Here is a 21721-nt window from a genome sequence, read left to right as displayed (position 1 = left end):
TGTCGCCCCGAAGTAAAAGGCCCGTTAATCACCTGTTGACCATCATACGGGGGTCAGCCCGCACGGCAAAACTCGGCCAACGCACGGTCGCCATGTTTCTGCCTGACAAGAGCGAGCAGGTCGAGGAGTTCCAGCGCATGCCCGTCGCCGCTCAGAAGCAAACGCGCCGGTTTCGGATGCGCGACATCGTCGAGGACAAACGCATCCTGCTAATGCTGGCCCTCGGCTTCTCGTCGGGCCTGCCGCTTCTGCTGGTGCTTGGGACTTTCACCCTGCGCCTGGCCTTCTCGGACATCGACGTGAAGACCATTGGTCTATTCAGCTACGTCGCGCTGCCCTATTCGTTGAAGTTCCTCTGGGCGCCGATGATCGATCGGCTGGATGTTCCGCTGTTGTCGCGCGTCCTCGGCCGCCGTCGAGCCTGGATGGTGACGACACAGCTCGCCACGGCGACCGCGTTGCTCCTTATGGCCTTCGCGGATCCGAAGACCAGCCTCGCGCTGCTGGGTTTCGGCGCCTTCCTCGTCGCCTTCTGCGCGGCGAGCCAGGACGTGGTGGTCGATGGCTGGCGCATCGACGCCGCCGGCAGCGACATGCAGGGCATCCTGGCCGCGACCTCGAATCTCGGCTACCGCCTCGGGCTCATCACCGCCGGGGCGGGCGCCCTGTTCATCGCGGCCTCCGGCGGCTGGCAGATCGCCTACCTCAGCATGGCCGCGCTGATGCTCGTCGGCTTCATCGCCGCGTTGCTGGCGCCGCCCTACGACCGCCCGGTGCAGGCCGCCGAACAGGCCGCGCCGACCTCGCGCCTGTGGTCGGCCCGCCGCGCCCTCGTGGAGCCCCTGACCGAGCTGCACGCCCGCTTCGGGCCGGCGCTCTACGCGATCCTGCTCCTCGTCGCCCTGTTCCGCCTGCCGGACTTCCTTTCCGGCGTGATGGCGAGCCCCCTCTACCGGACGCTCGGTTTCGACCTGAAGCAGATCGCCACCGTCACCAAGCTCTACGGCGTGTGGGTCGGCATCGCGGGCGGGTTCGCCGGCGGCTGGGCGCTGGCCCGCCTCGGCATGTTCCCCACCCTGCTGCTGGGTGCCTTCCTGGCGGCGGCCTCGCATCTCGCCTTCGCGTGGCTTTCGGCCGGCGCGCCGGAGATCTGGCGGCTGATCGTGGCGATCTCCGTCGAGAACTTCTGCGGCTCCTTCGCCGGCATCGTGCTCATCGCCTACATGTCGAGCCTCACGAGCCCCGCCTACGCGGCCACGCAATACGCCCTGTTCTCCTCGCTCTATGCGTTGCCGGGGAAGCTCATCGCCGGCTCGGCGGGCTTCATCGTCTCGGCCATCGGCTACCCCGCCTTCTTCACATTCACGTCGCTGATCGGGCTCCCGGTGCTGGCCCTGTGCGTTGCCGTCGGGCGGCGGACGGGCGTCAAAGAGGCGGCGGCGGATGGGAACTCCCCGAGCGTCTCCCCGCTTCCTTCCCCCGCGAGGACGCCTAAAACGGCGTGAGAGCGAAGGACACAGCTTTGAGCGGTGGTGCCATGACGAGCGGCGATGTGATCCTCTCCGGGGAGATCCTTCCCCCCGCCGATACGGCGGCTCCGGCCCTGAGCGAGGACGACCTCGCCGCCCTGCGCCGGGCGGTGCAGGCGCTGGAACAGCCGGGCCTTGCAGCGCGGCTCTCGGCGGCGGCGGGCACGCCCATCGAGATGATCGGCCGCTCTCTGCCCACGCCCGTCATGGACGCGGTGGCCAAGGGCACCGAAGCTGCCCTGCGCACGGCGATCCGCGTCGCGTTGGCGACCCTGCCGAAGAACGGCGATCCGGCGGTGGCGTCTGGTCTACCGGTGCCGCAGACCGAGCCGGAGGGCCGGCTGAAACGGCTGCTCGGCTCCGGCGAGGGCAAGCACAAGGCCCTCGCGGCCATCTCCGGCGCGCTCGGCGGCGCGTTCGGCCTCGCGACCATCGCGGTGGAACTGCCGGTCTCCACGACGCTGATGCTCCGCTCCATCGCGGAGATCGCGCGCGAGGAAGGGGAGGACATCGAAACGCCGGAGGGCGCGCTCGCCTGCATTCAGGTCTTCGCGCTCGGCGGCGGCAAGCTCGCGAGCGCCGAGGCCGGCGCGACGCTGACCGAGAGCGGCTATTTCGCCGTGCGCGCGGCGCTCGCCAAGACCATGTCCGAGGCCGCGCGATATGCCGGCACGATCACGCTGGTGGACCAGTCGGGCCCGGCGCTGATGCGCTTCGCGGCGCAGGTCGCCGCGCGGTTCGGCATCGTCGTGTCGGAGAAGGTGGCGGCGCAGGCGGTGCCGATCCTCGGCGCGGTGGGCGGCGCGGCAGTCAACACCGTGTTCATGAGCCACTTCCAGTCGACGGCCCGGGCGCATTTCACCATCCGCCGGCTGGAACGGCGCTACGGGGCCCCGGCGGTCAGGGCCGCCTACGAGATCGAGAAGTCCGCCCTCGGCCCCGCCTGACGGAGGGGATCACACCCCGCCGTCCAGGAACAGGCGGTAAGCCGGGTTCTCGGTCTCTTCCGTGGCCGGGTAGCCCAGATCCTCGATCGCCGCCTCGAACCGAGCCTGATCCTCCGGCGGCACGTCGATGCCGGCGAGGACGCGCCCGTAGTCGGCGCCGTGGTTGCGGTAGTGGAAGAGGGTGATGTCGAAGTTCGGCGCCAAAGCGTCGAGGAACTTCATCAGCGCTCCCGGCCGCTCCGGGAACTGGAAACGGAACAGCCGCTCGTGCATCAGGCCGGGGCTGCGGCCGCCGACCATGTAGCGCACATGGACCTTGGCCATCTCGTTGTCGCTCATGTCGAGCACGCGGTAGCCGGCCTCGCCGAGCGAGCCCATTAGCTCCTGCTTCTCGCGCTTGCCGCCGGCGAGGTTGATGCCGACGAAGATCTGCGCGTCCGAGGCGGGCGCCTGCCGGTAGTTGAACTCGGTGATGGCGCGCGGACCCAGGGCATTGATGAAGGCCCGGTAGGCGCCGGGCTTCTCGGGGATCGTGACGCCCAGCAGCACCTCCCGTTGCTCGCCGATCTCGGCGCGCTCGGCGATGTGGCGCAGGCGGTCGAAGTTGAGGTTCGCCCCCGACGAGATGGCGATGAGCGTACCGGAGCCGCCATTCTGCTCGGCATAGAGCTTCGCACCCGCGAGGCTAAGCGCCCCGGAAGGCTCGGACACGGCGCGGGTGTCGTCGAAGATGTCCTTCACCGCCGCGCACATGGCGTCGGTATCGACAGTGATGATCCCGTCGAGATTCTCCCGGCACAGGCGGAAGGTCTCCTCGCCCGCGCGCTTCACCGCCACGCCGTCCGCGAACAGGCCGACGGAGGGCAGATCCACGAGGCAGCCGGCATCGAGCGCAGCCTTCATGCAGGCCGCATCGTCGGGCTCGACGCCGATCACCTTGGTGCCCGGCCTCAGGTACTTCACGAAGGTCGAGATGCCGGCCGCGAGTCCGCCGCCGCCCACGGGCACGAAGATCGCCTCGATGGGCCCGGTATGCTGCTGCAGGATCTCCTTGCCGATGGTGCCCTGGCCGGCGATCACGTCCTCATCGTCGAACGGGTGCAGGAAGGTCAGCCCGTCCTCGTGCTCGCGGCGACGGGCCTCGGCGAGCGCTTCGTCGAAGGCGTCGCCGTGCAGGATGACCTCGGCGCCCCGCGCCCGGCAGGCATCGACCTTGATGGAGGGCGTGGTGCGCGGCATCACGATCACCGCGCGGGCGCCGAGCTTGGCCGCCGCCAGCGCAACGCCCTGGGCGTGGTTGCCAGCCGACGCGCAGACGACGCCGCGCGCCACCTGCTCCGGCGCGAGGCCGGACATCTTGTTGTAGGCGCCGCGCAGCTTGAACGAGAAGACCGGCTGCAGATCCTCGCGCTTCAGCAGCACGGGGCGTTCGAGCCGGCGCGTCAGGCGCGGCATCGGATCGAGCGGGCTCTCGATCGCCACGTCGTAGACGCGGGCGGTGAGGATCTTCTTAATGTAGTCGGTCATCGGCTGCGAAGGGGCTCGGGAGCCACGGGGCATAGCCCCTTGCGCCGGGCGAGGCGAGGGCGGCCCCGGCAGGGCTGCTCCGCTATCGCGTGACGGGCTCGGGCACCATACGGCTGATCCACTTGGCCAGAAGCGGCCCGGTCAGCAACACCACGAAGAGCCGCAGCGTCTGCACCGCCAGCACGAAGGACACGTCCGCCTGCGACCCCACGGCGATGATCGCCACCGAATCGAGCCCGCCGGGGCTCGTGGCCAGGATCGCGGTGAGGAGGTCGATGGGCAGCAGCAGCGTCAGCAGGAAGCCCCAGCCCGCGCAGAGTAGGATGACCGAGAAGGTCGCCACGAGGATGCCGGGCAGGGCGCTCACCGTCAGCCGCAGGGTCTCGCGGGTGAAGCGCAGGCCGACGTACCAGCCGATGCAGGCATAGGCGATTTCGAGGATCGGCACCGGCAGCGCCATGCGCACGAGGCCGGTGGCGTGGAGCACGGAGCCCAGCACCATCGGCCCGATCTGCGCCCCGGCCGGCACCCGCAGCTTGATCGCCACGAACGCGCCGATGGCCGCGACGAGCAGGGTGGCGGCCACCGAACTCGCCGCGGTCGCGTCGCCTGCGGCCGAGGCCGGACCGGCGGGGGCGCCGCTCATCAGGAAGCGCGCGGCCACGGAGGCCGAGAACACCACGGCGGCGACCCGGACATATTGCATGAAGGCGACGAGGCGCGGATCGGCCCCGAAATCCTCGGCCATGGCGACCATCGCGGAGGCGCCGCCGGGCGAGGAGCCCCAGGCCGCCGTCGTGCCGGGCAGGATGCGCAGTCGCGTGAGCATCCAGCCGACGAAGGCGGAGGCAGCGACCGTCACCAGCACCACGGCGACGATCAGGAAGCCGTCCTCGAACAGCGTCTGCGCGATCTGCCCCGTCACCGCATGGGCCACGAGGCAGCCGATCATCGCCTGCGCCGCCAGGAAGCCCGGTCGCGGTACGGTGAGATGCGAGCCGCCGACGCCGAAGGCGATGGCCGCGATCATCGGCCCGAGCAGCAGGGCGGCGGGGAATTGCGCGGCGGTGAGACCGTAGGCGATGGCGGCCGAGACCGCGACGAGCGCGATCCAGAGGCCGATGGTGCGGAGGGGAGGCACGGCGATCGGGGGATGCATTCCCGCCGGAGATGACGGGCGCCCCGCCGGCTACACCCGCCGGGCCGCGCTGTCACCGCAGAATCGCGTTCAGGGTGTGGTGCTCAGGTTTGCGAAGGCCGCATCGAGCCCGGCCCGCGCCTTGGCAAGCCCGTCCCGCTTGGCCGAGAGCCAGGCCCGGTCGGCGGCGAGCTTGTCCTTCGCCACCCCGAGCATCCGCGCGACCTCGGCGGGTTGCGGCCCGCCGAATCCCTTGGCCGCCGCGATCATGCCCGTCGCCGACAGGGTCTCGCGAAAGCGCGCTTCGGACAGCGGCAGGTCCTTTGGCATGTCCTGCGGCAGCCCCGCCCCGGCGGCGGCCTCGGCATAAATCCGCTTCACCTCGTCGAAGGGCAGGTCGGCCGGGCGCAGATTGTGGCTTCGCCCGTAGGTCACGAGTTCCGAGACGAAGTGGTGGCCGAGGCGGAAGGGTACGTCGGCCTCGCGCTGGAGCGTGTCCGCGAGTTCGGTCGTGGTGGAGTAGTCGGCCGCAACCTCATCCGCCGCCCGCTCGCGATCCACCACGAGCCCGTCCAGCACGGAGACCCAGCGGCGGCACATCTCGGCGGCGACGGCGAGCGTGCGCGCGGGCGGGATCATCTGGTTGCGCTTGTAGTCCGGCATCCCGGAATCGACGTTGTGCGCCATGATGGTGAAGGCCATGGCGCCACCGACCACGTCGCTCGCCTTCATCCGAAGGGTGTAGATCGCCACGGGATTGCGCTTCTGCGGCATGATGCTGCTCGGCCCCGTGAGCGCGCCCTCGCGCAGCAGGATCCACGGCCGGGTCTGGTGATACTGCGCGTAGACATCCTGCGAGAAGCTGCCCGCCGTCGTGGCGAGGTTGGCGGCGAGCCCGGTCAGTTCCAGCCCGAGATCCATCGGCGCGAGCTGGCCCGCGTCGTAGCTGTTCTCCACCGGGGCATCGAAGCCGAGGAGCGCCGCGAGGCGCGCGCGATCCACCGGGAAGCTCGACGTGCCGAGCGCCGCCGCGCCCAGAGGCGAGCGGTTCACCCGCGCCCAGGCTTCGTGCAGCCTGTCCGAATCGCGGGCCATCGCGGCGGCGTAGCCGAGGAGATAATGGCCCAGGGTCGTGGGCTGCGCCTGGACGCCGTTCGTATAGGCGGGGATCACGGTCGCGGCCTCGCGCTCGGCGACTGCGAGCAGGCTCGCCCGCGCGTCGTCCAGGGTGGCGGCGAGGTCGAGGAGCCGATCCCGCTGTTCCAGCTTGAGGACCGTGGGGATGATGTCCTGGCGGCTTCGCCCGGCATGCATCCGCGTGGCGTCGGGGCCGGCGATGGCGGTGATGAGCGGTTCGATCCGGAGGTAATCGTCGGGGCGCGAGGCGTGGGGCTCGGCGGCGTTCGCCTGCACCGTATCGAGCGCCTGAGCGATGGTGCGGCCGAGCGCCCGGGGGACGATGCCGGTCTCGACCGTCATCACCAGGGAGGCGCGGTTGATTTCGCCGATCCGCGCGAAGGCGTCGTCCCCGTCGGCGCGGGCGCTCGCGCCCATCGCCAGCACCGCGACCATGGATGTCAGAAGACGCCGCATCGATACTCCCCCGTTGCACCGAGCGGCGCTTGATAGGCCCAGTCCCCCGCCGCCTTCAAGCGGCCTCGCGGCAGGCCGCCGTGCCGGGCGGGGCGTGGGCGCGGAAGAACGCGGCCAGATGCGCGAGTCCGGGCGCGCGGGGGTCGCTCGCCCGCCACGCCAGGGCGATGGTGCGACCGGGGCCGTCCACGTCGAAGGTGCGAATCACCGTCAGGCCGCTCGGATCGGGGCCGGGCGGCACGGCGAGCGCTGGCAGCAGGGTGTAACCCGCCCCAGCCCCGACCATCGAGCGCAGGGTTTCCAGACTCGTGGCGTGCCGCCCCGCCGAGGAGCCGGCGCCGCAGGCGGCGATGGTCTGGTCGCGCAGGCAGTTCCCCTCGTCGAGGAGCAGCAGGTCGGGCCCCGCGATGGACCCGGCCGAGAGCGCGCCGCCCTGCGCCAACTCATGCTCCGCCGGGCAGACGAGGTGGAACGGCTCGATGAACAGCGGCGACAGGGAGAGTCGCCCCTGATTCAGCGGTAGGGACACCAGCGCGGCGTCGATCCGCCCCTCGCGCAGCCCTTCGAGGATGTCGGCGGTACGCGATTCGGACAGCGACAGGCTCAGCAGCGGAAAGGCCTCGCGCAGGGGCCGCAGGACCAACGGGAAGAAGTAAGGGCCGAGGGTCTGGATCGCCGCCAGCGACAGCCGGCCGGTGAGCGGCGCGCCCCGACCCTCGGACGCCATGGCCAGAAGCCGCTGGGCCTCCGCGAGCACCGTCCGCGCCTGCCGCACTATGGCCTGCCCGGCCTCCGTGAGGAGCACCCGCCGGTTGGACCGCTCGAACAACGCGAGGCCCAGCGCGCCTTCGAGCTTGCGGATCTGCACGCTCAAGGTCGGCTGGCTGACGTTACAGCGCTCGGCCGCCCGGCCGAAATGCCCCTCGTCCGCGACGGCGACGACATATTCCAGATCGCGCAGGGACAGTCCTGAAAGGTTCATAGACGGCGTCTATCACAACCTTTGTGACGATGCATTTGTCAGATGGACCGGCGAGGTCCATAAACCTGTCAGAACGGTTCCAGTCTAAGGCGTCGCCCTCAGACCGGCCCTCTTTTGGCCCAAGGAAAGATGAGACGCATGAGCGATCAACGACCGATCCTGACCACCCGCCAGGGCCATCCGGTCCGTGACAACCAGAGCACCCGCACCGTCGGCGAGCGTGGCCCGGCCACCCTCGAGAACTACCAGTTCATCGAGAAGATCACCCACTTCGACCGCGAGCGCATTCCGGAGCGCGTCGTTCACGCGCGCGGCGCCGGCGCCCACGGCTACTTCGAGGCCTACGGCAAGATCGGCAACGAGCCGGCCTCCAAGTACACCCGCGCCCGCGTGCTGAACGAGACCGGCGTGAAGACGCCGATGTTCGTGCGGTTCTCCACCGTGGCCGGCGCCAAGGAATCGCCCGAGACCGAGCGTGACCCGCGCGGCTTTGCGGTGAAGTTCAAGACCGTCGACGGCAACTGGGACCTCGTGGGCAACAACCTCAAGGTCTTCTTCATCCGCGACGCGATCAAGTTCCCCGACATGATCCACGCGTTCAAGCCCGATCCGGTGACGAACCGGCAGGAGGCGTGGCGCTTCTTCGACTTCGTGGCGCAGCACCCCGAAGCGATCCACATGGTCACGCACCTGAAGTCGCCGTGGGGCATTCCGGCCAACTATCGCGAGATGGAAGGCTCCGGCGTGAACACCTACAAGCTGGTGAACGACCAGGGCGAGGCCGTCCTCTGCAAGTTCCACTGGGAGCCGAAGCAGGGCATCCGCAACCTGACCTCGCAGCAGGCGTCCGAGATCCAGGCGAAGGACGTGGGCCACGCGACCCGCGACCTGTACGACAACATCAAGGCCGGCAATTTCCCCGAGTGGGAATTCTGCGTGCAGATCATGCCGGACGGCCCGAACGACCACCTGTCGTTCGATCCGCTGGACGACACCAAGCTGTGGCCGGTCGAAGACTTCCCGCTGCTCCCCGTCGGCCGCATGGTCCTCGACCGGGTGCCGGACAACTTCTTCGCGGAAGTCGAGCAGTCGGCCTTCGGCACGGGCGTGCTCGTGGACGGCATCGACTTCTCGGACGACAAGATGCTCCAGGGCCGGACCCTGTCGTACTCGGATACCCAGCGTTACCGCGTGGGCGCCAACTACCTCCAGCTGCCGATCAACGCGCCGCAGCCCGGCGTGAAGGTCTACTCGAACCAGCGGGACGGTCAGATGACCTACGGGGTCGATGGCACGGGTCCGAACCGGCACATCAACTACGAGCCCTCCACGCTGGCCGAAGGCCTGCGCGAGGCGCCGAAGAAGACCGACTACCATCAGGCCGTCGAGGGCCGGCTCGGCCGGTACCAGACCTCGCGGACCGAGGACGACTACACCCAGGCGGGCGTGCGCTACCGGTCCTTCCAGGATTGGGAGCGTGAGGACCTGATCGCCAACCTCGTCAACGACATGAAGCAGTGCCCGGAGCCGATCCAGCTGCGGATGGTCTGGCACTTCTGGCACGCCGACGAGGATTACGGCCGTCGCGTCGCCGAGGGCGCGGGCATCGATCTGGAGAAGGCCAAGGCCCTGCCGCCGCTGCCGGGTCGCGCCGCTCCGGGCAAGCGTCTCGCGGCCGAGACCTACACCGAGAACGCTCCGCGCGTCGCTGCCGAGTAAGGCTCAGGACGAAGCGGGCCCGGTTCGCCGGGCCCGCCCACGGGACAACAAGAAAGCCCCGCGCGGAGCGATCCGCGCGGGGCTTTTCGTTAGGCTAGTGGTCGCTTACGGGCAGGAGCGACGGACGCCGCCCTTGCCGACATAGGTCTGCGACTGCGGGTCGTAGGTGCGGAAGCGGCGGGCGCAGGCCTCGATCGCCCCCTCATCGCCCGTGGTCACGGTCTCGACGGGCGCATAGCCGACATTGGCGTAGCCGCCGGCCGGGCCGTACTCGGTGCCATAATAGCCGTCGTCATAGCCGCCGTAGCCGTAGGCCGCCGGGTATCCATAGCCGTAGCTGTTGCCATAGAGGCCGCCGGCCGCCAGCCCGAGGCCGAACCCGCCGAGACCGGCCGCCAGGCCGTAGCCGCCGTATCCGCCACGGCCGTAGCCGCGACCGTAATAGCCACGGTTGAAGCCGCCGCGGTTGTAGCCATAGGCGCCACGGTTATAGCCAACGCCACCGCGATTGATGCCGCCGCCGGCCAGACCGGCGCCCCGGCCAAAGCCCGCACCGGCGAACCCACCCCGGTTGAAGCCGCCACCACCGATCGCACCACCACGATTGAAGCCGCCGCCGCCGATGGCGCCGCCGCGACCGAAGCCGCCGCCATGGCCGCCGATCGCAATGCCGGGATTGCCGGCCGAGACGCCACCGCCGGCCAGAGCATTACCGCGACCCTGGGCCTGCGCGCCCGCCGGCATCATTGCGAGGCCGACAGCCATCACCGAGGCGACAGCAAGTCCATAAGTGCTGCGAGTCATTCCATCCACCGTGATCACGTGTATCGTGAGCGGTGAACGCGCCACTTCCGGTTTCGATCACGGAAATAGACACCAAAGCGACAAATCGCACAGACAAGATCGGCGAAGCTTGGGTCAACGCGTCGCGGAAACCGTGCGCGCCGCGCCTGCGGGAAGACCCGCGATGATCGCCACGACGCAGAAGCCGGCGAAAAGGATTCCGGCGAGGCCCCATCCCCCGGTCGCCTCGTGGGCGAGCCCGAAGGCGAGGGGGCCGAGCGCCGCGAAGACGTAGCCGATGCCCTGCGCCATGGCCGACAGGCCGGCGGCGGTGCCGGCGTCGGCGGCCCGCAGGACGATGAGCGTCAGCGCCAGCCCGAAACAGCCGCCTACACCGAAACCGAGGATGCCGGCTGCCGGGATGCGGACAGCCTCCGCCCCGAAGGCGACGACGAGGAAGGCGAGGGCGGTGATGCCCGGAATGCCGACGATCCAGGCGCGCTGGTCGCGGGCGCGGGCGGCGAGCGTCGCGGTGACGAGCGCACCCGGCGCTTGGCAGAGCGTCACCAGCGAGGCGTAGAGGCCGGCATGGAGCGGATCGAGCCCGCGCCCCTGCAGGAGCAGCGGCAACCAGCCGAACAGGATGTAGGCGAGGGAGGATTGCAGGCCCATGAAGGCCGTCACCCGCCACGCGAGGGCGCTGCGCAGAAGTTCCCCCGGTTGCGGCGGCCGGGCGGGTGCACCGCGCCGCGCGTAGGGGAACCACGCCATGGCCGCGATCAACGCCGGCACCGCCCAGACGGCCAGCGCCATGGGCCAGCCCTCCAGCGCCTGCTCTACGGGCACGGCGGCGCCCGCGCCCGCCGCCGCCCCGAGGCACAGCGTCATGGTGTAGAGCCCGGTCATCGGCCCGCTGCTCGCGGCGAAATCGCGTTTCACCAGGGCCGGGAGCAGCACGTTGGCGAAGCCGATGCCGGTGGCGGCGACCGCCGTGCCGAGGAACAGGGTCGGCCGCGTGTCGATGCCGCGCAGCGCCAAGCCGGCGGCGATGAGGGCCATGCCCGCCATCACGCCGCGATCCGGCCCCATCGTGCGGATGACCGGGGCGGCCAGGGCGCAGGCGAGCCCGAGGCAGAGCACGGGCAGGGTCGTGAGGGTCGCGGCTCCGGCGGCGCTGAGACCCGTCGTTTCGCGGATCAGCCCGAGCAGCGGCCCCACCGTGCTCAGCGCCGGCCGCAGATTGAACGCGACCAGCATCATCGCGAGGCCGAGGATCCACCCGCCCGCGTTCACCTGACGACCCGTCACACCCGCTCCCTTCCCGCCAGGGCCAGCCCCGCGCAGACCATCAGCATCCCGGCGAACAGCAGATCGCCGAACCGGGCGTAGGGCGTCCCGCCCAGGATCCGCGCCGGCAGGTCGGCATCGAGATAGGTCTCGACGTCGATGGGCGTCTGCGCCGTGACGCGGCCATGGGGATCGACCACGGCCGAGATGCCGGTGTTGGCGTCGCGGACGAGGGGCAGACCCTCCTCCACCGCCCGCAGCCGGGCCTGCGCGAGGTGCTGGCGCGGCCCCGGCGTGTCGCCGAACCAGCCGTCGTTGGTCACGTTCAGGATCAGGCCCGGCGGCCTCGCGCTGTCGATGGGCTGGCCCAGGGGGCGGATCGCCGCCGGGAAGATCGCCTCGTAGCAGATCGTCCCCACCACGGGCGGCAGGCCCGGCACGGTGAGGATGCGCTGGCTCGCCGCGTCGCCCGCCGTGAAGCCGCCGGGGATCGCCACGAACTGGCGCAGGCCGATGGCCCGCAGCACGCCGTCGAGAACGCCCGGCAGGTACTCGCCGAAGGGGACGAGGTGCACCTTGTCGTAGGTGTCGGTGATGGTGCCGTCGGGCTCGATCACCATGATCGCGTTGTAGATGCGCGGGCGCTCGCCGGGCAGCGGCTCGTCGGCGCGGGCGGCGCCCGTCATCAGCACCCGCCCCGGCTTCAGCCCGGCGGCGATCTTCGCCCGCGCGTCGGCGTCCCGCTGGATGAGGAAGGGGAAGGCCGATTCGGGCCAGACGATATGCGTCGGCGCCGCCTCGCCGGCCTCCGGCGGGCGGTCGCTCAACTCGATGTAGCGGTCGACAATGTCATCGCGATTCTCGGGGCGGAATTTGGCGTCCTGTTGCAGGTTCGGCTGGACGAGCCGCAGCCGCACGCCTGTCACCACCGGATCGGGCGGGCCGAGGCGGTCGGCCCCGGCAAGGGCGAGGGCGACGAGCAGGATTGCCGCCGCCGCCGCCGGCCCGAACCGCTCGCGCTGAGAGGCCCGGTCGAAGAGCGTCGCCGGGGCGGCACAGACCAGCACCGCCAGCACCGTCAGACCGTAGAGCCCGACGAACGCCGCCGCCTGCATCAGCCAGAGGTTCTGGCCCAAAGCCATGCCGAGAACGTTCCAGGGGAAGCCGGTGAGGACGTGCCCGCGCAACCATTCGGCACCGCCGAGGCCGAAGGCGACGGCGGCGATCCGTGCCGGCCTGCGCGTCCAGGCCAGCCCCGCGACGGCGAAGCCGGCCCCGTAGAACAGCCCCAGTCCGAAAGGCAGGCCGATTACGCCGAGTGGCAGCGCCCACAGGAACTCGTCGGCCTCCACGAGGAAGGCCGAGCCCAGCCACCACAGGCCCGCCGTGAGGAAGCCGAAGCCCCAGGCCCAGCCGATAAGGAAGGCCGGGCCGATTCGGCGCCGCCCGGCCATCGCGCCGTCCATCAGCCAGACGGCGACGCACAGGGCGATTGCGAGCGCGGGCAGGAACCCGTAGGGCGGCATTGCCAGGGCGCCGAAGGCCCCCGCGACGAAGGCACAGGCCAGCCGCCGCCACCCGCGCAGGGCGGCCAGACCCGCGATCCGTTCCCTCACGGACGCGGCGTCTCGGCAGGCGGCGTCGGGGAGGGCGGGGGAAGGGCGAGGGGCACGACCGCCGCGATGCGGGCGGGCCCCCGGTGGAAGCGCAGGCGCTTCAGCCGGCGCGGATCGGCGTCGAGCACTTCGAATTCGAGATCGCCCGGCCCGGTGATCAACTCACCCCGCGACGGCACGCGGCCGGCGAGGGTGACGATCATGCCGCCGATCGTGTCGATCTCCTCGGCCATGTCGCCCACGGCGGCGGCAAGGTCGATGCCCGTCGCCTCGGAGACTTCGGCCAGCGGTGTGCGGGCATCGGCGACGAACACGTCGCCCTCGCCCTCGACCCGCTGGACCTGCTTGGCCTCGGCAACGTCGTGCTCGTCCTCAATGTCACCGACGACGACCTCGATCAGGTCCTCAATGGAGATGAGACCGTCCGTTCCGCCATACTCGTCGATCACGAGGGCCATGTGCGTGCGCGTCGCCTGCATCCGCACCAGCAGGTCGATGGCCGGCATGGAGGGCGGGACGAACAGCACCGGGCGCTGAATGCGCGCGGCGGCGAGGGTGGTGCCCAGCTCGACCTTGCCGAGGTCGAGGGCGCGCGGCAGGCGCGGCGCGGGGCGCCGGACGCGCGGCGCGGGAGGAGCCTCCTCGCCGGTCTGCTCGGCGGGCGGGGTCGCCACGCGGGACGCGGCCGGGCGGCGGGTGGACGGTTCGGCCTTGGCGGCGATGAAATCCACGAGGTCGCGGATGTGGACCATGCCGCGCGGGTCATCCAGCGTCTCACCGTAGACCGGCAGGCGGGAATGCCCGGCCGTGCGGAACAGCTTGAGGAGATCGCCGAGGCTGGTCTCGTTCGAGACGGCCACGATGTCGGCCCGCGGGATCATCACGTCATCGACCCGCACTTTGTGCAGCCCGAGGACGTTCTTGAGCATCGCCCGTTCGAGGGGCGAGAGGCCTGTCTCGCTCTGGTCTGTCTCGGCCAGGGCCTCTTCAAGGCCCTCGCGGAGGGTCTCCCGCGGCTTCAGGTGAAGGGCCTGCAGGAGGCGGTCGTACCAAGGCTCACGCTGGGGGGCGTCAGTCTCGGGGGCATTCGGCGCGGCCAGGGCCGCGCCGCGACTTCGATCGTTGCTCATGTCTCTCGGATCAAGGAAGGGATGGTAGTTGCCCGCTCAGTCGGCATAGGGGTCCGGGATGCCCAGGGTCGCGAGGGCCGCGATTTCGAGGGCTTCCATCGCCTCGGCCTCGGTGTTCCCGAGTTCGTGGTCCTGTCCGACAAGGTGCAAGGTCCCATGGACGAGGAGGTGGGCGAGGTGATTCTGGAGCGGCTTTCCCTGCTCCGCACTTTCGCGCACCATCGTCTCGTAGGCAAGGACCACATCGCCGAGCGGCGCGGGCGCCCCCGGCGGCAGGGGCTGCGGCGTGGCCGGAAAAGACAGCACGTTCGTGGGTTTATCCTTGCCGCGCCATGTCTTGTTGAGATCCTGCACCGTCGCGTCGTCCGCGAGCAGCACGCTCACCTCAAGGTTGCCTGAAGGCTTCTCGGGGGCGACGGCGAGCCCCGCCTCCACCGCCCGCAGCACGAGCGATTCGAGATCGGGGATCGCCTTCTCCCAGCGGTCGTCCTCGACCGCGACGTCGATGTCGTGGTCGTGCATCAGGCGAGGGGCCGGCGGCGGGGGTTCGGGTTGCGGTCGGCCTCGGCCTCGCCGTGGGAGGCGTGCTCGTAGGCGGTGACGATCCGGCGGACGAGGTCGTGGCGTACCACGTCCACGTCCTTGAACACGACGCGGCCGATACCCTCCACCCCGTTGAGGACCGAGACAGCCTCCACCAGCCCGGATTTCTGGCCCGGCGGCAGGTCGATCTGGCTCGGATCGCCGGTCACGATCATCCGCGAGCCCTCGCCCAGGCGGGTGAGGAACATCTTCATCTGCATGGAAGTGGTGTTCTGCGCCTCGTCGAGGAGCACCACGGCGTTGGTGAGCGTGCGCCCGCGCATGAAGGCCAGCGGCGCGATCTCGATCTGCCCGGTCTGCAACCCGCGATCGACGTGGCGCGCTTCCATGAAATCGTACAGCGCGTCGTAGATCGGGCGCAGATACGGATCGACCTTCTCGCGCATGTCGCCCGGCAGGAAGCCCAGCCGCTCGCCCGCCTCGACGGCGGGGCGGGAGAGAATCAGCCGCTCGGCATGGCCCTGTTCGAGCAGCGACACCGCATGGCCCACGGCGAGCCACGTCTTGCCCGTGCCCGCCGGACCCTCGGCGAAGACGAGTTCGTTGCTGCGCAGCGCCTTGATGTAGGAATCCTGCGCCGGGTTGCGGGCCCGCACGGCGCCCCGGCGGCGGGTGGCGATCTGGTCGAAATGCGGGGTATCGGTTTCGGCGGCGATTTCAGCGGCCGGAAACAGGTTCGCCTGCGCCGTCGATTCGCGGATCGCGCCATCGACATCGCCGAGGCTCAGCGTGCCCCCGCCGGTCCTCACGCGGGCATAGAGCTTCTGGAACACCCGACGTGCCTTCTCGGCGGCGTCCGGCGGGCCCTTAATGACGAGGTGATTGCCGAGCGCCGTCGCGGTGATGCCGAGCCGCCGCTCGATATGGGCGACGTTCTGGTCGTACTGGCCGAAGACGAGGCTCGCGAGCCGGTTGTCGTCGAAGGTCAGCGGAACCTCGACCGCCTCCTCCGTGACGGGCCTCCCGAATCCGGGGGGCCGCCCGCGCAGGGGGTTGCCCCCGCGTCCACCGTCAGCCGCACTCAAGCGTTGTCTCTCACGTCAGGCATCCTCACGCGGCGGCGGCCTCGGGGAGGCGTTCACCGAACAGGCTGTTGGCCCCGGCCTCGGTGATCCGAACCGGCACGATCCGTCCGATATGGTCCTGCGGAGCGTCGAACTGCACTGCCAGGAGGTGCGGCGTCTTGCCTGCCACCTGTCCGGGGTAGCGCCCGGCCTTCTCGACCAGCACATCGAACACCTGGCCCACCGCCTCTCGCTGGTAGGCGTGGCGACGGGCGTCGAGGACGCGCTGCAACTCGGTCAGCCGCTCGGACATCACCGCCTCGGGCACGTGGTCCGTGCGGTCCGCCGCCGGGGTGCCGGGGCGGGGGCTGTACTTGAACGAGAAGGCGCTCTCGAAGCCGATGTCGCGCACCAGCGCGAGGGTGTCGGCGAAGTCCGCATCGGTCTCGCCGGGGAAGCCGACGATGAAGTCCGACGACAGGGCGAGGTCGGGACGCGCGGCGCGCACCCGGTCGATCAGCCGGCGGTACTGATCCGCCGTGTGCTTGCGGTTCATCGCGGCGAGGATCCGGTCGGAGCCCGACTGCACCGGGAGGTGCAGGTAGGGCATCAGTGCCGGGATCTCGGCATGGGCGCGCACGAGGTCGTCCGCGAAGTCATTCGGGTGGCTCGTCGTGTAGCGGATGCGCGCGATGCCGGGCAGGCGCGCCACCTCCCGCACCAGCGCCGCGAGGCCGACGGGACCACCCTCGGGGGCCTCGCCGTGATAGGCGTTGACGTTCTGACCGATCAGGGTGATCTCGCGCACCCCGCCCGCCGCGAGGCGCTGCGCCTCCGCGAGCACGGCGGCGACCGGGCGGGAAACCTCGGCGCCGCGCGTATAGGGCACCACGCAGAAGGCGCAGAACTTGTCGCAACCCTCCTGCACCGTCAGGAAGGCCGACGTGCCGAGGTTGCGCCGCGCGGGCAGGTGATCGAACTTATCCTCGATGGGGAATTCGGTGTCCACGACGCGGCCGCCCCGCGCCAGAAGCTCCGGCAGGCGGTGGTAGCTCTGCGGGCCGACGACCACGTCCACGGCGGGCTGGCGGGCCTGAATCTCGGCGCCCTCGGCCTGGGCGACGCAGCCGGCCACCACGATGCGCGTATCCAGCCCCTGGGCACGCCGCTCCTGCTTCAGCACGCGCAACCGGCCGAGTTCGGAATAAACCTTCTCCGCCGCCTTCTCACGGATATGGCAGGTGTTCAGCACCACCACGTCCGCGTCCTCGACGCTGTCCGTGGTGGTGTAGCCCTCGGCGCCCAGCACGTCGGCCATGCGGGCCGCGTCGTAGGCGTTCATCTGGCAGCCGTAGGACTTGACGTAGGCTTTCTTCAACGGGCCGGGTTCCGGTTCGGGGCAGGCAATCCTGGCGGGCTCTAGCACAGAAATCACCGCCGGTCAGGCGGCGGACAATCCGCCCATCGTCCCGAGATCGGAGGCCGGCGCCGGGCTGGCGGCGGGCTCGCGCCCCGCGTGGCCGGTCACGATTCCCTGGATCGCCCGACGTACCTCGGCTTCGGCGGCGGCGGTGGCCACCTTCCGGTCGCTGTCCGCCTCGAACAGGATCGGCGCACCCCAGACGATGTGCACGTCGATGGGGCCGCCCTGCACGAAGGTGGCGAGGTGGGGGGCCAGCTCCATGTCGCCGTACCACGCGATCTCGGCCCGCTCGGAGCGGACGACCGGCAGACCGTTGCGCTTCGGATAGGTGATCGCCAGCGGCTGGAGCCGCACCCGGCCGCGCTCCCCCTCGGCTTGCAGGGCGGCCCTGGCGGCGCTGACGAGGGAAGAGCGGAAGGGCAGGAGCCGCGTGCCGTCGCCGGTCGTGCCCTCCGCGAACAGTACGACGAGTTCGCCCCCGGCCAGCCGGTGCCCCATGGCCGCGCTGACGGTGGCCGTGGCGCCCCGGCGGGCGCGGTCGATGAAGAGCGTCCGCTGCAGCACGGCGAGATGGCCGATGACCGGCCAGCCGGCGATCTCGGACTTCGCCACGAAGGAGAGCGGCCGCAGCGAGCCGATGGCGATGATGTCGAGCCAGGAGACGTGGTTCGCCAGGACCAGGGCGGGTTCGCCCGGCGCGGGCGGCGTGCCGGTCTGCGTCACCCGCACGGAGAAGAGCCACAGGAAGATCCGGTGGAACAGCATCGGCACGAAGCCGGAGGGACGCTTCAGGACCCTCAGCACGACAAGATGCGGCGGCCAGATCACCGCGAAGGCCAGCGCGAGGCAGGCGAGCCGGATGACGAGGCCGACGCGGCTCACGCGTTCACAGCTCGGCCGACATGGTGAGGGCGGTGGCGCGGCTTCCGTCGGCCTTGGTGTAGTAGCCCGTCCGGGCGCCGACCTGCTCGAAGCCCAACCGCCGGTAGAGCTTCAGGGCCGGCTGGTTGCCCTCATCGACTTCGAGATGCACCCGCCGCGTCCCGCTGAGAGCGAGGCCGTTCAGGTGATCCCGCAGCAGCCCACGGGCATGGCCGCCCCCGCGCAGGGGAGGGGCCACGACCACGGTAAGGATCTCCGCTTCGTCGGCGGCCCGCCGGGACAGGACGAAGCCCTGCAACGTCCCCGAGCGAAAGAGGCCGTGCGCGAAGCTCGACCGTTCGCACAGGATGCGCTCGAACTCGTGGCTCTCCCAAGGGCGGGCGAAGGCGGTGGCGTGGATCCGCGCCAGGGCGGGGGATTGCGAGGCATCCGTCAGCGGCGCCACGCTCGGCGGCGGCGTCAGGGCGTCCCACCACGCCATCCACCATTCCATCGGCCAGAAGGGGAAAGCGGGGCGATTCATTGTCGGGCGACCCGGGCGTGGTCCTGCGGGCGCGCATCCGGCCCACGGAGATAGAGAGGACGCGGCAGGGCGTGGGCGGGATCAGCCACCATGCCGAGTTGCGCGACGGCGGCGATATCGGCCACCCCGGTCCCGGCGATACTGGCCGCAATGCCGCGGGCGGACAGGGCCTGCGCCACGAGCGGCGCGCCGGAGCCGGTGAGGATGACGGGTCCGGTCCCGAGCCGCGCGGCGGCCTCCTCCACCGGCAGGTAGACCGGCGCCAGCGTCTCGCCGCTCGCCGTCGTCAGGGCCTGGACGTAGACGGCCCCGTGCCGGGCATCGATGGCCGCGACGAGGGTGCCCTCGCCGGGATCGGCCAGCAGCGGTGCCAGCAGGGCCGAGAGGGTGCCCACGCCGACCACGGGCCGGTCGACCGCAAGCCCGATGGCCCGTGCCGCCGAGAGGCCGACGCGCAGGCCGGTGTAGCTGCCGGGACCGACGGTGACGGCGATCCTGTCGAGGGATTCGAAGCCGCCGTCGATGCGGGCCATCACCCGCTCAATGAGCGGCAGCAGCGCCTCGGCATGGCCGCGCGCCATCGGCAGCGATTCCGAGGCCAGTGGCTCGGGCTCGCTGCCCGTCATCACACAAGCGGCGCAGACATCCAGCGCCGTATCGATGGCCAGTACTCGCACGCCCACTCCCGTCGCGCCCTATGACGCGGACGGTATGGCATAAAACGAAACCGCCGCACCGTCAGCGCCGTCCGGCGGTTTCATCCCCTGTCGGATCACGAGTGTTGCCGGCTTGCGCCGGCTCGACCCTCAGACCGCCTGGACTTCGCGCACATCCGGCAGGAAGTGGCGGAACAGGTTCTGCACGCCGTGGCGCAGGGTGGCCGTGGAGGACGGGCAGCCCGAGCACGCGCCCTTCATTTCCAGGTAGACGATGCCGTCCTTGTAGCCACGGAAGGTGATGTCACCACCGTCGCCGGCCACGGCCGGGCGGACACGCGTCTCGAGGAGGTCCTTGATCGTCACCACGGTGTCGTGGTCCGCCGCGTCGTAGAATTCCTCGCCGGCCTCGTCATGGGCCTCGGCGGCGCCTTCGGCCAGGACCGGGGCACCGGACTGGAAGTGCTCCATGATCGCGCCGAGCACGGCCGGCTTGACCTGCGGCCATTCCGACCCGTCCTCGGCCTTCGTCACCGAGATGAAATCGTGCCCGAAATAGACGCCGGAGACCCCCGGCACGCCGAACAGCGCGGAGGCGAGGGGCGAGCGCGTGGCGGCCTGGGCGTCGCGCGCCTCGAAGGTCGAGTCGGACAGGACCACCCGGCCGGGCAGGAACTTCAGGGTGGCGGGGTTCGGGGTCGCTTCGGTCTGGATGAACATCGGAGGCTCCGCTGCGCCGGTTCAAGGCCGGCGGGGGGAAGGGTGTCGCGCGCCGTCATCGGCGCTGCCCATCATGTGGACCGCGCGCCGGATTTTCACAACCGCGCCGGCCGCGCAGGTTTAACCGCCTCTTAACCAGCCGGCGGGATCGTCCGACCCATGGCGCTCTCCGGCGCGGTCGGCACCGGCCCGCCGGGAGAGAGTGCAGGATCACGGCCCCGCCGTGCCCCGACCCCGAGCGGTCGCGGTGGCATCGGGTCCGTCCGGAGACCCGATATGCAGAGCACCGAGCAGGCCGTCCGCGAGCGCGCCTATTACATCTGGGAAGGCGAAGGCCGCGTCCATGGCCGCGCCGACATCCATTGGATGCGCGCCGAAGCCGAGCTGACCGCCGTCGAGCCCGCCAAGAAGCCGGCCCGCAAGGCGGCTGCCAAGCCGGCCGCCGAGAAGCCCGCCGCGAAGCCGGTCGCCGCTAAGAAGGCCGCCGAGGCCGCCACCCCCGCGAGCAAGATCGCCAAGCCGAAGGCCACCGCCGGCGCGGCCGTCGCCGCCGCTGCGGTCAAGGCGAAGCCGGCCCGCAGCCGCGCCGCCATGCACTGAGAATCGGCCCCATCGCCGATCCTGCGAGAGGCCCGCCCCGCCGAGGGGTGGGCCTCCGTCGTTTCGGGGGCAGGAACGTCGCCGCCCGGCCGGGGTTGTCCGCGCTCTTGGGTAGGCGGGCCGGTGGTGCGATGCGAGCGGTGATCTTCGATATCGACGGGACGCTGCTGAACAGCGTCGATCTCCACGCCAAGGCCTGGGTCGAGGCTTTCCGGCATTTCGGCGTCGAGACGAAGGAAGCCGAGGTCCGCAGCCAGATCGGCAAGGGCGGCGACCAGCTGATGCCGGTCTTCCTCTCAAAGGAGCGGATCGAGAAGGACGGAAAGGTGATCGAGAGCTACCGCTCCGACCTGTTCAAGCGCGAATACCTCGACAAGGTGAAGCCGTTCCCCGCCGTGCGACCCCTGTTCGAGCGGATCCGCGAAGAGGGACTGACCGTGGCGCTCGCCTCGTCGGGGAAGAAGGACGAGGTGAAGCACTATCAGGAGCTGCTGGGCATCGCCGATCTGGTCGACGTCGCGACGAGTTCGGACGACGCGGATCGCTCAAAGCCCCATCCCGATATCTTCCAGGCGGCCATCGACAAGCTCGACGGCATCGCCCCGGAGGACATGATCGTCGTCGGCGATACGCCCTACGACGCCGAGGCCGCCGACAAGGCTGGCCTACGGACCATCGGCGTCCTGTGCGGCGGCTTCCCCGAGAGCGATCTTATGGCGGCGGGCTGCGTCGCGATCTACCGCGACCCGCAACACCTGCTGGATGCGTTCGACGACACCTTCCTGTCGCAGAAGTAGTGCGATTTTTGCGCGTTTGGCCCGCGTCGCATGCAGGCGGCGCGGGGGCTTCCGGCTGTCCGCAGCCGATGCGAGACGGCCTAAACAGTTACGCGCAATCCGGTTTTCCGCGCATCGGGCGTCGCAGGACGACGCCGGGCGGCTGTGGCTTCGCGGCGACTCCTTCCAACGCCGGCTATGGAAAACTCGCCGATGGGGTGGCGCCGGGCGGATGAAAGGTTTAGCGACCCGCCCGCCCCTGGAATCCTTCAAAGGACCGCCG

The 21721-nt window shown here is 70.4% G+C and carries 20 protein-coding genes; 5 read left to right on the top strand and 15 right to left on the bottom strand.

The window, feature by feature from the left end; all coding sequences use genetic code 11:
• Positions 1-137 precede the first annotated feature (137 nt).
• Positions 138-1505, top strand: coding sequence for an AmpG family muropeptide MFS transporter (locus MKK52_RS21530; protein WP_243957758.1), 1368 nt, complete (start codon positions 138-140; stop codon positions 1503-1505).
• Between the two features lie 32 nt (positions 1506-1537).
• The gene (locus tag MKK52_RS21525; protein WP_243957476.1) at positions 1538-2476 is read left to right on the top strand and encodes an EcsC family protein; all 939 of its coding nucleotides are present in this window, start codon (positions 1538-1540) and stop codon (positions 2474-2476) included.
• A 9-nt stretch (positions 2477-2485) separates the two neighbouring features.
• Here the strand turns inward: MKK52_RS21525 and ilvA are convergent, their stop codons facing one another.
• The 4 genes from ilvA to MKK52_RS21505 all read right to left on the bottom strand — a co-directional run bounded on the left by ilvA (position 2486) and on the right by MKK52_RS21505 (position 7716).
• The gene (gene ilvA, locus MKK52_RS21520; protein WP_243957474.1) at positions 2486-4003 is read right to left on the bottom strand and encodes a threonine ammonia-lyase, biosynthetic; all 1518 of its coding nucleotides are present in this window, start codon (positions 4001-4003) and stop codon (positions 2486-2488) included.
• Between the two features lie 82 nt (positions 4004-4085).
• Positions 4086-5144, bottom strand: coding sequence for an AbrB family transcriptional regulator (locus tag MKK52_RS21515; protein ID WP_409564716.1), 1059 nt, complete (start codon positions 5142-5144; stop codon positions 4086-4088).
• Positions 5145-5231: 87 nt separating this feature from the next.
• Positions 5232-6734: an argininosuccinate lyase gene (locus MKK52_RS21510; protein WP_243957471.1), complete on the bottom strand. Its 1503-nt coding sequence runs from the start codon at positions 6732-6734 to the stop codon at positions 5232-5234.
• Positions 6735-6789: 55 nt separating this feature from the next.
• Entirely contained in the window at positions 6790-7716 is a 927-nt protein-coding gene (locus tag MKK52_RS21505; protein WP_243957468.1) for a LysR substrate-binding domain-containing protein, read from the bottom strand.
• A 138-nt stretch (positions 7717-7854) separates the two neighbouring features.
• Here MKK52_RS21505 and MKK52_RS21500 point away from each other — a divergent pair, with 138 nt between their 5' ends.
• A complete protein-coding gene (locus MKK52_RS21500; protein WP_243957466.1) occupies positions 7855-9435 on the top strand; it encodes a catalase in 1581 nt (526 codons plus the stop codon).
• Between the two features lie 105 nt (positions 9436-9540).
• Here MKK52_RS21500 and MKK52_RS21495 read toward each other — a convergent pair whose 3' ends face one another.
• The 11 genes from MKK52_RS21495 to MKK52_RS21445 all read right to left on the bottom strand — a co-directional run bounded on the left by MKK52_RS21495 (position 9541) and on the right by MKK52_RS21445 (position 20062).
• Entirely contained in the window at positions 9541-10239 is a 699-nt protein-coding gene (locus tag MKK52_RS21495) for a BA14K family protein (protein WP_243957465.1), read from the bottom strand.
• Positions 10240-10353: 114 nt separating this feature from the next.
• Positions 10354-11526 (bottom strand): MFS transporter, encoded by a 1173-nt coding sequence (locus MKK52_RS21490; protein ID WP_243957458.1) that lies wholly within the window; start codon positions 11524-11526, stop codon positions 10354-10356.
• Entirely contained in the window at positions 11523-13121 is a 1599-nt protein-coding gene (gene lnt, locus MKK52_RS21485; RefSeq protein WP_243957456.1) for an apolipoprotein N-acyltransferase, read from the bottom strand. Before lnt ends, MKK52_RS21490 begins: the two co-directional genes overlap by 4 nt.
• Positions 13118-14251, bottom strand: a complete 1134-nt coding sequence (locus tag MKK52_RS21480; protein ID WP_243957454.1) for a hemolysin family protein — start codon at positions 14249-14251, stop codon at positions 13118-13120. Before MKK52_RS21480 ends, lnt begins: the two co-directional genes overlap by 4 nt.
• Before the next feature lie 36 nt (positions 14252-14287).
• The gene (gene ybeY / locus MKK52_RS21475; RefSeq protein WP_243957452.1) at positions 14288-14773 is read right to left on the bottom strand and encodes an rRNA maturation RNase YbeY; all 486 of its coding nucleotides are present in this window, start codon (positions 14771-14773) and stop codon (positions 14288-14290) included.
• The gene (locus MKK52_RS21470; RefSeq protein WP_243957754.1) at positions 14773-15843 is read right to left on the bottom strand and encodes a PhoH family protein; all 1071 of its coding nucleotides are present in this window, start codon (positions 15841-15843) and stop codon (positions 14773-14775) included. Before MKK52_RS21470 ends, ybeY begins: the two co-directional genes overlap by 1 nt.
• A gap of 61 nt (positions 15844-15904) precedes the next feature.
• A complete protein-coding gene (miaB, locus tag MKK52_RS21465) occupies positions 15905-17236 on the bottom strand; it encodes a tRNA (N6-isopentenyl adenosine(37)-C2)-methylthiotransferase MiaB (RefSeq protein WP_243957450.1) in 1332 nt (443 codons plus the stop codon).
• A 63-nt stretch (positions 17237-17299) separates the two neighbouring features.
• Positions 17300-18163: a lysophospholipid acyltransferase family protein gene (locus MKK52_RS21460; protein ID WP_243957442.1), complete on the bottom strand. Its 864-nt coding sequence runs from the start codon at positions 18161-18163 to the stop codon at positions 17300-17302.
• A 4-nt stretch (positions 18164-18167) separates the two neighbouring features.
• A complete protein-coding gene (locus MKK52_RS21455; RefSeq protein WP_243957440.1) occupies positions 18168-18686 on the bottom strand; it encodes a GNAT family N-acetyltransferase in 519 nt (172 codons plus the stop codon).
• Positions 18683-19363 carry a tRNA (adenosine(37)-N6)-threonylcarbamoyltransferase complex dimerization subunit type 1 TsaB gene (gene tsaB / locus MKK52_RS21450; protein ID WP_243957438.1) on the bottom strand — a complete coding sequence of 227 codons (681 nt, stop codon included), beginning with the start codon at positions 19361-19363 and terminating at the stop codon, positions 18683-18685. The genes MKK52_RS21455 and tsaB overlap by 4 nt, the downstream gene beginning before the upstream one ends.
• Before the next feature lie 129 nt (positions 19364-19492).
• Positions 19493-20062 (bottom strand): NifU family protein, encoded by a 570-nt coding sequence (locus MKK52_RS21445; protein ID WP_243957436.1) that lies wholly within the window; start codon positions 20060-20062, stop codon positions 19493-19495.
• Positions 20063-20338: 276 nt separating this feature from the next.
• On the opposite strand from MKK52_RS21445, the gene MKK52_RS21440 reads away from it, so the two are divergent.
• The gene (locus MKK52_RS21440) at positions 20339-20662 is read left to right on the top strand and encodes a DUF2934 domain-containing protein (protein WP_243957434.1); all 324 of its coding nucleotides are present in this window, start codon (positions 20339-20341) and stop codon (positions 20660-20662) included.
• Between the two features lie 131 nt (positions 20663-20793).
• Complete coding sequence (locus MKK52_RS21435; protein WP_243957426.1) at positions 20794-21459, top strand: HAD family hydrolase; 666 nt, start codon at positions 20794-20796, stop codon at positions 21457-21459.
• Positions 21460-21721 lie beyond the last annotated feature (262 nt).

Origin of the sequence: Methylobacterium sp. J-067, assembly GCF_022829465.1 — a bacterium.
GTDB classification, from domain to species: Bacteria; Pseudomonadota; Alphaproteobacteria; order Rhizobiales; family Beijerinckiaceae; genus Methylobacterium; species Methylobacterium litchii.
The sequence above is the reverse complement of the archived record's forward strand: the minus strand, read 5'-3'. Positions and strand labels throughout refer to the sequence as shown.